Genomic DNA, 11,847 nt, shown 5'->3' with positions numbered 1-11,847 from the left:
TATTGAAAGGAGATTGTCTCATGAAAGTAGAGATGATGGAAATCACTTCGCAAAACTTACTTGCCCCCAAAATTTATGAAATGACACTTAAAGGAGAACTTGTAAAAGAGATGGGTCAACCAGGCCAATTTTTACATTTACGTGTACCTGATAATTCGTTATTGTTACGTCGTCCGATAAGTATCAACGACATCAATCAAGAGGAGGGAACTTGCCGGATTATCTATCGTGTGGAAGGCGATGGAACGAGAGTTTTCTCTGAGATGAAGGCAGGAGACTTAGTCGATGTCATGGGGCCGTTAGGAAATGGTTTCGTATTGGATCATCTAAATGAAGGAGATGTCGCCTTTGTGATTGGCGGAGGAATTGGAATTCCCCCGTTGTATGAATTATCAAAACAACTCGTCGCAAGAAAAATCAAACCAATTCATTTCCTTGGTTATGCTTCAAAGGAAGTTTTATACTATGAAGATGAATTTAAAGCGTTGGGACCGACCTACATCGCAACAGATGACGGGACTCACGGCACTCACGGGAACGTGGGGCATTTATTTGACCTAACTTCTGAAACACCGGCTGCCGTATTTTCTTGTGGTAGCAATGGATTATTAAAAGCTGTTGAAGCGAAATTCTTTGAAGCAGTGGACAATGTTCAACTGTCATTAGAAGCGCGTATGGCTTGTGGTATGGGTGCTTGTTACGCTTGTGTGATGAAATTAAAAGATGATGAAACCGGAATGAAGAGTATTAAAGTCTGTGACGAAGGTCCAGTCTTCCCAGCTGGAAAGGTGGTATTGTAATGACAAAAAATCCATTAGCAGTACGTTTACCTGGTCTAGATTTAAAAAATCCGATTATTCCAGCAAGTGGTTGTTTTGGTTTCGGAAAAGAATACAATAAGTTTTACGATATTAGCCAATTAGGTTCTGTGATGATTAAAGCTACAACGCCAGAACCGCGCTTTGGTAACCCGACACCTCGAGTTGCTGAAACACCAAGCGGTATGTTAAATGCGATTGGTCTACAAAATCCAGGAATGGATGTCATCATCAATGAAATTTTAGTGGACTTAGCTCAAAGTCATCCAGATTTACCAATTATCGCGAACGTCGCTGGATCGACAGAAGAAGATTATGTCACTGTTTGTCGTGAAATTAGCCAAGCGCCTAACGTCAAAGCGATTGAGTTAAATGTTTCTTGCCCGAACGTGAAAGAAGGCGGTATTACTTTTGGAACGGATCCAATGATCGCAGGAGCGTTGACTGAAGCCGTTAAAAAAGTGTCGAAAGTACCTATTTATGTCAAACTATCGCCAAACGTGACTGATATTGTACCAATTGCTCAAGCAATTGAGGCTGGCGGTGCAGATGGATTCACGATGATTAATACGCTACTTGGTATGCGCATTGATTTAAAAACACGTCAACCGATTATTGCGAACCGCACCGGTGGTTTATCAGGTCCAGCAATTAAACCTGTTGCGATTCGTTTAATCAACCAAGTTGCCGCTGTTTCAAACTTACCAATTATTGGTATGGGTGGCATTATGACTGTCGATGACGTGATTGAAATGTACTTAGCGGGTGCAAGTGCTGTCGGCATTGGAACGGCAAACTTTACTGATCCATACATTTGTCCAAAATTAATCGCGGAATTACCAATTCGAATGAAAGAATTAGGTATTGAATCCTTAGAGCAACTAATTAAAGAAGTTAGAGAGGCACGTTAAATATGATTAACCGACCAATTATTGCGTTAGATTTCCCATCAAAAATGGAAATCGACACATTTTTAAAGCTATTTCCAGCAGACGAAAAGTTATTTGTTAAAGTTGGAATGGAAATTTTTTATCAAGAAGGCCCAGAAGTGGTTCGTTGGTTACGTTCACTAGGACACGATGTCTTTTTAGATTTAAAACTACACGATATTCCGAATACCGTTAGTCGTGCGATGGAACGAATTGCGGGCTTAGGTGTAGCAATTACAAACGTTCACGCAGCGGGTGGTATTGAAATGATGACTGCAGCAAAAGCGGGTCTAGTGAAAGGTACACCTCAAGGGCAAGCGGTTGCTCAATTGATTGCCGTGACGCAACTAACTTCGACTTCAGAAGAACAAATGCAACACGATCAATTAATCACTGCGAGCTTAGAAGAAAGTGTATTAAATTATGCCAAATGTGCGAAAGTAGCCGGATTAGATGGGGTCGTTTGTTCGGCATTGGAAGCGAATAAGATTCACGGCGTTACATCGGATGATTTTATGTGTCTTACACCCGGTATTCGACCAGCTGGTGCAGCTGTCGGCGATCAAAAACGCGTAGTAACACCTGCTCTAGCAAAAGAAATTGGCTCGAATGCAATTGTTGTTGGACGACCTGTGACGCAAGCAGCAAATCCTTATGAAGCGTATCAAGCGATTAAAAACGAATGGAATGGAGTAAAATAAATGTCAAATTTAGAAAAGAAAATTGCAACAGATTTATTAAAAATTGAAGCGGTATTTTTAAGCCCAGAAAATCCATTTACATGGGCAAGCGGACTAAAAAGCCCGATTTATTGTGATAACCGCATGACGATGAGCTATCCTGCTGTCCGTCGTGAAATTGCAAAAGGTTTAGCTGAAAAAATTAAAGCACAATTCCCAGAAGTTGAAGTCATTGCTGGAACGGCTACAGCTGGAATTCCACATGCGGCTTGGATTGCTGAAATTTTAGACTTACCAATGGTTTATATCCGCAGTAAAGCAAAAGAACATGGTAAAGGCAATCAAATCGAAGGCCGTATTACTGAAGGTCAAAAAATGGTTGTTGTAGAAGATTTAATCTCAACAGGCGGTAGTGTATTAGAAGCCTGTGAAGCAGCGACACGTGAAGGTGCAGACGTTGTTGGTGTAGCAGCGATCTTTACTTATGAATTACCAAAAGGGTTAGAAAACTTTGAGAAAGCACAAATTCCTTTAGTTACGCTAACAAACTATACGACTTTATTAGAAAGTGCGTTAGAAGCAAACTATATCGAAGAAAAAGATTTAGAACTTTTAGCAAACTGGAAAAAAGACCCGGTTAACTGGTTAAACTAAGCATTGAACAAGAGATCCATGTGCGAGCAATCGTATGTGAATCTCTGTTTTTTTTACTTCTGGTTGGACGGTCCGTAGATGTGCATGATAAAATAGAGAAGAGATTGATCAAGAAAATAGGAGGGGTCTAGATGAGTCTTATCGAAGAATACTTAGAAAAAGTTCCTGTAGCGCATCAAGAGAAATCCAAAGAAATGTATCACTTACTTAAAAAGTTGTTGCCAGAAGCGCAAGAGCGTTTAACCTATGGGATGCCTACTTTTTATCTGCATGAAAATCTTGTGCATTTCGCTCCGACGAAAAAACATTTAGGATTTTATCCTTCACCGTCACCCATTGTTGCCTTCAAAGAACAATTAGTCCCGTTTAAGACAAGTAAAGGAGCGATTCAGTTTTCTTATGATCAACCTTTACCGAAAGAATTGATTGAATCGATTGTTTTATTTCGGAAAAAAGAAGTTTTAGGCGATGAATAAGAGAAACAAATAATCCTATCAGTCCATTAAATTGACTGATAGGATTATTTGTTATTGTCGAAGTTTTTCGATGTTTTCTTCAACAGGTGTAATATAGTAGGTTTTTTGGTTTTCGTAAATGACGTAACCTGGCTTCGCACCATTTGGTTTCCGGAGGTGTTTGACTTGTACAAGGTCTACAGGTACTTGTGCTGAGTGACGATATTTTGAATAAAAAGCAGCCAACTCTGCAGCTTCTAAAATTGTTTGATCGGATGGATCAGTATGGCGAATAATAACGTGCGATCCTGGAATATCTTTTGCGTGTAACCAATATTCGGTCTTTTTCGCTGTTTTAAGCGAGAGTTGATCATTTTGTAAGTTGTTTCTACCAACAAGAATTTCCGTACCATCACTGGAGATAAATTTGGCTGGCTGTGATTTTTTTGTTTGTCGTTTTTGCTTAACAGACGAGCGTTTCACATAGCCTTCTTCAATTAATTCTTCTTTAATTAGCTCTAAATCCATCGGTCCGGCAAGTTCTAATTGGGTTAAAACACTTTGTAAATATGCAATTTCTTGCTTTGTTTCAGCAATTTGTTCGCCGACTAATTTGACGGCATTACGCAATTTTTGATAGCGCTGAAAATATTTTTGTGCATTTTGATTCGGTGTTAACGCAGGATCAAGGGCGATAGTTATGAGGGCATCTTCTTCATAGTAATTTTCTAATTCGACACTAGTAACGCCACGTGGGATTTGATGTAAGAATGTCGTTAATAACTCTCCACGTTGTCGTAAGTCCTCGGCATTTTCAGCAGCACGTAACGTTGCTTCTCTTTTTTCAAGCTTTCCTTCATTGCGTTTAATCTCATTTAATATTTTTTTAATTAATAAGCTACCTTGTTGTTTCACACGATCACGTTCGGCTTTGTCGTGATAGAAACCATCTAATAGCGAACTTAAATCATTAAACGTGGTGATCGTGACCTCATCTGTAGTATTTATGAGAGACTCAAATAAAAAGGGAGTGAAAAATTCCTTTTTACTCGTTTGAAGCAACGTTGGTTCAATGGCTTTTAATTGAGCCATAAATTGTTGCCAGACACGTAATTTATCATTGGGATTCTTTTGAAGTCGTTCGGCTAACTCAGTCGCCGTGTCCCTACCAAATCCTTGAAAGCATTGCTGAATAGCCTTAGGGTTGATTTCACTGAGCGAAGAAAGCTGGCTAAAAGCTTGGACTTCAGATAAAGAAAAAGGATTGATACCTTTGGCTTCAGGTGGGGCAACATAGGAAGCACCTGGTAACAAGGCGCGATAAGAATTTTGAGAACTTCCGATGTGTTTAATCGCATCTAAAATTTTATTCGTCGATTGATTGAGTAGTAAAATAGTACTATGACGTCCCATTAGTTCAACGACCAAAATCAAGTTTTCCAGATCGCCGAGTTCGTTTCGATGGGTAAAGGTAAAATGAATGACCCGATCGTTATCGATTTGCTTAATCTCTTCTAAGATTGCACCATCGAGGTGTTTTCGTAAAATCATCACAAAATTGGGTGGCGTGTCAGGGTTTTGATACGTCATATTCGTTAATTGAATTCGAGCATAACTAGGATGAGCTGAAAGTAATAGTTTATTGTTCTTTCCTTGTGACCGAATCACAAGAACGAGTTCATTTGGATAAGGTTGATGGACTTTACTAATTCGTCCGCCTTTTAATTGTTGATTCAATTCTTGAATCATTAGGTGGGTAAAAATACCGTCGAAAGACATATGCTTCCCTCATTTCATGATTAATTAAAAAATAGGCTAAAAAAGCAGGGGATCCCTCGTTGCTTTTTAGCCTACCATTTGCTTATTGATCTAATGCTTCTTTTTCTTCTTCTTGTTGCTCTTTTTTAGCATCAAGCATCTCTTTGTGTAAGAAGTAGGCCATTACTGTTCGGATCAAAACCATCGCTCCAAGTGTAATCAAATCTTGAATGGAAGGATTGATAATTGAATGCACGATATCTGCAGCAATTAGTAATTCCAAACTAAACAAAATATAACTTCCTAAAAAACTACGGATACTTGTTAAGACATAGGCGGATCTTTTTCTTGTAGGGTGACTAAGTTCTGAAGTGAAAAAATCTTTCATCGCTAAGACAATTCCCCAAAGAAGGACGAGCACACATAAAATGTATAAAATAAGAACTAAAATTTCGAAAAAGGGTGTTAGTGATAGCAACAGATGATTGTTCATTTCGTCAGTCTCCTTCGTCTCAATAGTAGATTAATTATAACAAAGAACCCGTCATCTGACTAGATAATGGCTGTTTTTTTACACTTTTATTCAAAATGAGTAAAGAATCTTGACGAAGGTAGAAGACAATTGATAATATGAAGCTAGATAAATAGAAAAAAGGAGGCGAACAGATGGCTGGCCTAAGTAAATGGTTCACCTCATGGAAGCAAGATATCGCCCAGACGCAGCAAACTTTATCATTTCAGGCAAGAGAAAACCCGAAGAAATTTTATACGATTCTTATCTTGATAATTGTTTTGTTCACGACATTATTTTCAACGACGCTACTCTCGCGTAAGCATATCAGAAATCAGCAAATAGAAACATTGATTTTTCAAAATATTTCGAATAAAATTGTGACGCCGACAACTGATTTAGCGGCACTAAAAAAAGAACCGGCAGTCACCGTGATGTTTGCGAGTCCTGCAGCTAAGAACTATAGTGAAGTCTTCCAGTTGCTTTCACGAAAAGAAAAAGAACTAAATCGAACCATTTTCTTTTATCCGATTGTCTATAATAAAGATAAAATCAGTCAAGAATATCAAATTGATTCGAAAAAAATCACCTTCATTTTCTTTGAAAAAGGAAAAGAGAAGAATCGTTTTACTTTTGAATCATTAGAGACTCCGAGCAATGAACTGATGCCTGAGCTCAATCGACTACCGATGTGGAATAAAAAAACACTGGAACCAAAAGCGAATTGATGGATAAATTCTAGTTGACATTTATTCTGTCCTAGGGTACGCTATCTTCAACAAATAAGAGGAGGAATCATCATGAACGAAACAACTTATAACACACAATTACATAATTCATGGCAAAATTGGCGTAGGTAAGTTGTATTGATGGATTCTTTTTATTCCATAGATACAACTTTTTAGAGAACTTTCTAAACAGTGTATCTATGTCGGTATCTTAATGATAATTTCCCCGCATAGACGAAAGACTATGCGGTTTTTGTGTTTTTACAACAGCCGTACATGATACGACTGTTGTTTTTTATTATAAAAAAGAGGAGAATGTCAAATGTTTAAAAATAAAGGGTTTATGATTACAGTAGGGGTATTATTCATCGCACTAATTGCCGGTTTTTTAACACAAGGAGGCAACAAAGGACAAACGACCACTCCAAAAAGCGATACTTCGGCAGTAGAACAGGAAAAAAAGGTCTACAAAGTCGGATTGCTACAGTTTGTTAGTCATCCAGCGCTAGACCAAATTACTGAAGGCGTGAAAGCCGGTCTAAAAGAAAATGGTTTCATTGAGGGAGAGAATTTAGAAATCATCTTCCAAAATGGACAAGCAGATCAAAGTAAATTAAATACAATGAGCCAACAACTAATCAATGAAGGTTCTGAAATTTTGATTGGTATTGCGACACCTGCAGCGCAAGCATTAGCCAACCAAACAAAAAAACTACCGATTATTTTAGGTGCAGTGACGGATCCTGTTGGTTCTGGATTGATCAGCGATATGGAAAATCCGGGTGGTAATATTACGGGGGTATCTGATAAAGCGCCTGTTTTAGAACAATTAAAATTAGCGCAAACACTTATGCCCGATGCAAAGAAAATGGGCATCTTATTTTCATCAAGTGAAGACAACTCAAAATATCAAGTAGCAGAAGCTGTTGCCACTGCCAAAGAATTGGGTTTGACGGTAGAGGAATTTTCCGTACCTTCAACAAATGAAGTGAGTCAAGTCGTACAAGTAATGGCTAAAAAAGTTGATTTCATGTATATCCCGCTTGATAATACGATTGCCAATGCGATGCCAGCGGTCGTTAATGAAGCAAATAAATTACGCTTACCGATCATTACGTCTGCTGACACAATGGTAGCCGAAGGAGGTCTAGCAACAATTGGTATTAATCAATTTGCGATTGGACTGGAAGCTGGAAAGATGGCAGCGAGCGTTTTAAAAGGGGAGTCTGAAACAGCAACGACACCGGTTTATACGTTCACAAAAGGCGACTTAATTTTAAATGAAAAACAAGCGAAGTTTTTGAACATTGAGATTCCAGAAAAATTAAAAGAAACAGCAATCATGGTTGGAGGAGAGTAAAAATGATATTTTCATCGATTGGTCAAGGCTTATTATGGGGGATTTTAGGTCTAGGTATTTTTATGACATATCGGATTTTAAATTTTCCCGATATGACAACGGAGGGCTCTTTTCCGTTAGGAGGAGCAGTCTGTGTTGCGAGTATCGTGGCTGGTGTCCCACCCATTCTTGCGACCATGCTTGCGATTGTTGCCGGAATGTTAGCTGGACTCGTGACTGGTTTGCTTTATACAAAAGGGAAAATTCCTGTCATTTTATCGGGAATTTTAGTCATGTCAGCACTTAATGCGGTCATGCTTTATGTGATGAAACGTCCTACGCTTTCATTGTTGAACCAACCGAACCTATTAGACAGTTTTCGCAACGGTAGTATTCCTGAAAATTTCGATACCATTTTATTAGGGTTGATTGCTGTTAGTTTAATTGTGGGTTTCTTATACTACTTCTTTAATACCGAATTTGGTCAAGCTTATATTGCGACAGGTGATAATGAAGTTATGGCTCGCTCTTTGGGGATTCCAACGGATCGTATGAAGATTATTGGTCTAGTATTATCCAATGGTGTGATTGCGTTAAGTGGCGCACTGATTGCGCAAAATGATGGTTATGCAGATGTGAGTAAAGGCATTGGCGTAATTGTGATTGGACTTGCCTCTATTATTATTGGCGAAGTGCTATTTGGAGAGTTAACCTTCTTTGAACGCCTGGCTGCGATTGTCGTGGGTAGTATTATTTATCAATTATTGATTTTATTAGTTATTCGTTTAGGATTTGATACGACTTACTTAAAGCTATTTTCAGCGATTATTTTAACGTTATGCTTATTAATTCCACGTTTTAAAGAAAAATTACAACTGAAAACAAGTTTTGAAAAAGGAGGTGCAGCGAAATGAGTATTCTAGAATTAAAAAATGTGACTAAAACGATTAGTAATGGACCAAAGGAACAAAAAGTCTTACTTGATGCGGTCAATTTAACGATTAATCCAGGCGATTTCATTACCGTCTTAGGAGGCAACGGTGCGGGAAAGAGTACGTTGTTCAATAGCATTGCAGGTACGTTGGACGTAACCCAAGGTCAAGTATTGCTACGAGGCCAAGACATCACTGGATTGTCGGAAGAAAAAAGAGCTACCTCCATTGCTCGTGTCTTTCAAGATCCTAAAATGGGAACAGCGCCCCGTATGACAGTTGCTGAAAACCTCTTTTTGGCACAAAAACGTGGTGAAAAAAGAGGTTTGCGTTTACGACAAATTAAGCAACAAAAACCTTTTTATTTTGAATTATGTCAAACAATTGGTAACGGCTTAGAAAATCATCTAGATACACCTACGGGGCATTTATCAGGTGGTCAAAGACAAGCGCTTAGTTTGTTGATGGCAACTTTAAAAAAACCAGAACTGTTGTTATTGGATGAGCATACTGCGGCACTAGATCCTAAAACAGCGACACAATTAATGCGAATTACCGATCAAAAAATCAGAGAAGAAAACTTAACTTGCCTGATGATTACTCATCGAATGGAAGATGCACTAAAATACGGAAACCGTTTGATACTGCTACAAAAAGGTCAGATTATTAAGGATTTAGATCAAAAAGAAAAAGAAAAACTGACATTAACCGACCTCCTTCATTTTTTTGAAGAAATTATTTTTTAAAAGTTTGATGAAAAAGGTGTTGACAATCTCTCATCAAACTCCTATACTAAGCTCATATATTAAAACAGTTTGGAGCGATTGCTATGTTAAACGTACAACAACCACAACTGAATAATTATTACTTTAGCTATTTTAGGTAGGTTTGTGTTCATGTAATTATGGATGCAAACGCAGCGTTTGTATCTATGATGGCTAGGGGAATTTGTAATGTAATTACAGCCGCCGTAGATGATTGAATATCTATAGTGGCTTTTTATATTTTATTATACTCTTAACGGGAGTGTAAGATGCCTACTGTAGATGTTTCATTTACAGTAGGCATCTTTTTTATTCGATTGGAGGAATGAAATGACAAAAAAAATTGAAATCTCTGGAGAAACACGACTCGTTGGTTTTTTTGCTAGTCCAGCTCGTCATAGTATTTCTCCAAAAATGCACAACTTGGCTTTTGAAAACCGTGGGATTGATGCTCGTTATCTTGCTTTCGACGTACTTCCAGAAAACTTATTAGGAAGTATCGAGGCGATTCGTAGCCTAGGATTATTGGGAGTCAACCTCTCCATGCCACATAAACAAGCGGTCTTACCTTTACTCGATGAACTATCAACTGGTGCACGGTTAATTGGTGCGGTCAATACAGTGGTGAATCAAGAAGGAAAGTTGATAGGACATAATACCGATGGAATTGGCTTTATGCGAAGCCTAGAAGAACTAGCGCTTGATATTCGCGATAAAGAAATCACGGTATTAGGTGCAGGTGGTGCCGCAACAGCAATTATTTGCCAAGCTGCATTGGATGGCGTCCAAACGATTCACATTATTAGTCGGAAAAGTGCGAATTTTACAAAAATGGCACAAAAAATCAAAGAAATACAGAAACAAACGACTTGCCAGATAAACTTAATTGAGTCTACAAATCAAGTCGCAATCACCGAAGCTTGTCAGCGTAGTTGCCTTTTAATTAATGGTACGAACGTTGGCATGGGTGAGTTAGAAGATCAAATCCCGATGATTCAAATTAGTGATCTACGAGCAGATCTAGCGGTAAGTGATATTATTTATCACCCAGCTGAAACAAAATTACTAAAAGAGGCCAAGAAAACAGGAGCCAAAACAATGAATGGTCTTGGGATGCTGATCCATCAAGGCGCCGTTGCATTTGAGCTATGGACCAATCAAACGATGCCTGTAGAATTGGTAAAAGAAGCATTATTAAAATAAAAACAAACATAAAAAGAAAGTAGGAATTATAAATGATCGTTATTATGAAACCAGGAGCTACAAATACACAAATTGAAACAGTGGTAAAAAGAATTAAGGACAGCGGTTTAGACTACCAATTAAATACAGGAAGCGAGCAAGTCGTTATCGGTCTATTAGGCGATACTCGCTCTGTTCAAGATATCGCATTCCGCAGTTACGAAGGTGTTGATAAAACCGTTCGTATTAGTAATACATACAAATTAAGTTCACGTGAATTCCACCCAGATGACACAGTCGTTGATGTGGATGGTGTCAAAATTGGTGATGGTAGCTTCGTAACAATGGCTGGTCCGTGTTCGGTTGAAGGACTAGATCAAATTCGTGAAAGTGCTCGTATGGCTAAAGCAGGAGGCGCTCAAATTTTACGTGGGGGTGCATTCAAACCTCGTACATCGCCATACGCTTTCCAAGGGTTAGAAGAAGAAGGATTAATCATCATGCGTCAAGCAGCAGATGAATTTGGCTTAAAAGTCATTACCGAAGTGATGGATGAAGCGCACATTGATTTAGTTGCTAAATACACAGATATTATTCAAATCGGTGCACGTAACATGCAAAACTACAAATTGTTATCAGCTGTTGGTAAAACAGGTAAACCAATCGGCTTAAAACGTGGGATTTCAGGAACGATTGATGAGTGGTTAAATGCGGCAGAATACATTGCTGTTGAAGAAAAAAGCCCAGTAATCTTCATCGAACGTGGGATTCGCACATACGAAACAGCAACACGTAACACGTTTGATTTAAGTGCCGTGCCAATTATTAAAAAAATGAGTCACTTCCCAATTATTGTTGATCCAAGTCACGGAACGGGTGTTTGGGACTTAGTATCACCAATGGCACGTGCCGGTGTTGCAGCAGGCGCAGACGGTATGATTGTTGAGATTCACCCAGATCCAGCCAATGCTTGGTCAGATGGTCCACAATCATTAAATGAAAAAAATTACTTGAAGATGATGAAAGAAGTCGATGTCTTAGTTGATGCGATGCAAACGATTCGTCAAATCGAAAATAACTAACAAAGGAATGTTTGG

The 11,847-nt window shown here is 38.5% G+C and carries 13 protein-coding genes; 11 read left to right on the top strand and 2 right to left on the bottom strand.

Annotated elements, in window-relative coordinates; all coding sequences use genetic code 11:
- Positions 1 to 2 precede the first annotated feature (2 nt).
- The 5 genes from IEV09_RS02395 to IEV09_RS02380 all read left to right on the top strand — a co-directional run bounded on the left by IEV09_RS02395 (position 3) and on the right by IEV09_RS02380 (position 3,557).
- Entirely contained in the window at positions 3 to 800 is a 798-nt protein-coding gene (locus IEV09_RS02395) for a dihydroorotate dehydrogenase electron transfer subunit (protein ID WP_268234646.1), read from the top strand.
- Positions 800 to 1,729: a dihydroorotate dehydrogenase gene (locus IEV09_RS02390; protein WP_188366650.1), complete on the top strand. Its 930-nt coding sequence runs from the start codon at positions 800 to 802 to the stop codon at positions 1,727 to 1,729. Before IEV09_RS02395 ends, IEV09_RS02390 begins: the two co-directional genes overlap by 1 nt.
- A gap of 2 nt (positions 1,730 to 1,731) precedes the next feature.
- Positions 1,732 to 2,448, top strand: coding sequence for an orotidine-5'-phosphate decarboxylase (gene pyrF, locus IEV09_RS12735; RefSeq protein ID WP_209651407.1), 717 nt, complete (start codon positions 1,732 to 1,734; stop codon positions 2,446 to 2,448).
- The gene (pyrE, locus tag IEV09_RS12730) at positions 2,449 to 3,081 is read left to right on the top strand and encodes an orotate phosphoribosyltransferase (protein ID WP_209651408.1); all 633 of its coding nucleotides are present in this window, start codon (positions 2,449 to 2,451) and stop codon (positions 3,079 to 3,081) included.
- A 131-nt stretch (positions 3,082 to 3,212) separates the two neighbouring features.
- Complete coding sequence (locus IEV09_RS02380) at positions 3,213 to 3,557, top strand: iron chaperone (protein WP_188366649.1); 345 nt, start codon at positions 3,213 to 3,215, stop codon at positions 3,555 to 3,557.
- Between the two features lie 51 nt (positions 3,558 to 3,608).
- Here IEV09_RS02380 and IEV09_RS02375 read toward each other — a convergent pair whose 3' ends face one another.
- The gene (locus IEV09_RS02375) at positions 3,609 to 5,315 is read right to left on the bottom strand and encodes an NFACT RNA binding domain-containing protein (protein ID WP_188366648.1); all 1,707 of its coding nucleotides are present in this window, start codon (positions 5,313 to 5,315) and stop codon (positions 3,609 to 3,611) included.
- A gap of 82 nt (positions 5,316 to 5,397) precedes the next feature.
- Positions 5,398 to 5,787, bottom strand: a complete 390-nt coding sequence (locus IEV09_RS02370) for a DUF1622 domain-containing protein (RefSeq protein WP_229731650.1) — start codon at positions 5,785 to 5,787, stop codon at positions 5,398 to 5,400.
- 173 nt (positions 5,788 to 5,960) lie between these two features.
- Here IEV09_RS02370 and IEV09_RS02365 point away from each other — a divergent pair, with 173 nt between their 5' ends.
- The 6 genes from IEV09_RS02365 (at position 5,961) to aroF (ending at position 11,832) form a co-directional block, all read left to right on the top strand.
- Positions 5,961 to 6,533 (top strand): hypothetical protein, encoded by a 573-nt coding sequence (locus IEV09_RS02365; protein ID WP_188366647.1) that lies wholly within the window; start codon positions 5,961 to 5,963, stop codon positions 6,531 to 6,533.
- 322 nt (positions 6,534 to 6,855) lie between these two features.
- Positions 6,856 to 7,893: a tryptophan ABC transporter substrate-binding protein gene (gene trpX / locus IEV09_RS02360; RefSeq protein ID WP_188366646.1), complete on the top strand. Its 1,038-nt coding sequence runs from the start codon at positions 6,856 to 6,858 to the stop codon at positions 7,891 to 7,893.
- A 2-nt stretch (positions 7,894 to 7,895) separates the two neighbouring features.
- Positions 7,896 to 8,786 carry an ABC transporter permease gene (locus IEV09_RS02355; protein WP_188366645.1) on the top strand — a complete coding sequence of 297 codons (891 nt, stop codon included), beginning with the start codon at positions 7,896 to 7,898 and terminating at the stop codon, positions 8,784 to 8,786.
- Complete coding sequence (locus IEV09_RS02350) at positions 8,783 to 9,550, top strand: ABC transporter ATP-binding protein (RefSeq protein WP_188366644.1); 768 nt, start codon at positions 8,783 to 8,785, stop codon at positions 9,548 to 9,550. Before IEV09_RS02355 ends, IEV09_RS02350 begins: the two co-directional genes overlap by 4 nt.
- A 348-nt stretch (positions 9,551 to 9,898) precedes the next feature.
- Positions 9,899 to 10,771 carry a shikimate dehydrogenase gene (locus tag IEV09_RS02345; protein ID WP_188366643.1) on the top strand — a complete coding sequence of 291 codons (873 nt, stop codon included), beginning with the start codon at positions 9,899 to 9,901 and terminating at the stop codon, positions 10,769 to 10,771.
- 32 nt (positions 10,772 to 10,803) lie between these two features.
- Positions 10,804 to 11,832: a 3-deoxy-7-phosphoheptulonate synthase gene (gene aroF / locus IEV09_RS02340; RefSeq protein WP_188366642.1), complete on the top strand. Its 1,029-nt coding sequence runs from the start codon at positions 10,804 to 10,806 to the stop codon at positions 11,830 to 11,832.
- Positions 11,833 to 11,847 lie beyond the last annotated feature (15 nt).

Source organism: Enterococcus alcedinis, from assembly GCF_014635985.1.
GTDB classification, from domain to species: Bacteria; Bacillota; Bacilli; order Lactobacillales; family Enterococcaceae; genus Enterococcus_I; species Enterococcus_I alcedinis.
The sequence above is the reverse complement of the archived record's forward strand: the minus strand, read 5'-3'. Positions and strand labels throughout refer to the sequence as shown.

Coding starts and splice junctions, on each gene's coding strand:
- IEV09_RS02390 (WP_188366650.1), top strand. CDS start 800: ATGACAAAAAATCCATTAGCAGTACGTTTACCTGGTCTAGATTTAAAA.
- pyrF (WP_209651407.1), top strand. CDS start 1,732: ATGATTAACCGACCAATTATTGCGTTAGATTTCCCATCAAAAATGGAA.
- pyrE (WP_209651408.1), top strand. CDS start 2,449: ATGTCAAATTTAGAAAAGAAAATTGCAACAGATTTATTAAAAATTGAA.
- IEV09_RS02380 (WP_188366649.1), top strand. CDS start 3,213: ATGAGTCTTATCGAAGAATACTTAGAAAAAGTTCCTGTAGCGCATCAA.
- IEV09_RS02375 (WP_188366648.1), bottom strand. CDS start 5,315: ATGTCTTTCGACGGTATTTTTACCCACCTAATGATTCAAGAATTGAAT.
- IEV09_RS02370 (WP_229731650.1), bottom strand. CDS start 5,787: ATGAACAATCATCTGTTGCTATCACTAACACCCTTTTTCGAAATTTTA.
- IEV09_RS02365 (WP_188366647.1), top strand. CDS start 5,961: ATGGCTGGCCTAAGTAAATGGTTCACCTCATGGAAGCAAGATATCGCC.
- trpX (WP_188366646.1), top strand. CDS start 6,856: ATGTTTAAAAATAAAGGGTTTATGATTACAGTAGGGGTATTATTCATC.
- IEV09_RS02355 (WP_188366645.1), top strand. CDS start 7,896: ATGATATTTTCATCGATTGGTCAAGGCTTATTATGGGGGATTTTAGGT.
- IEV09_RS02350 (WP_188366644.1), top strand. CDS start 8,783: ATGAGTATTCTAGAATTAAAAAATGTGACTAAAACGATTAGTAATGGA.
- IEV09_RS02345 (WP_188366643.1), top strand. CDS start 9,899: ATGACAAAAAAAATTGAAATCTCTGGAGAAACACGACTCGTTGGTTTT.
- aroF (WP_188366642.1), top strand. CDS start 10,804: ATGATCGTTATTATGAAACCAGGAGCTACAAATACACAAATTGAAACA.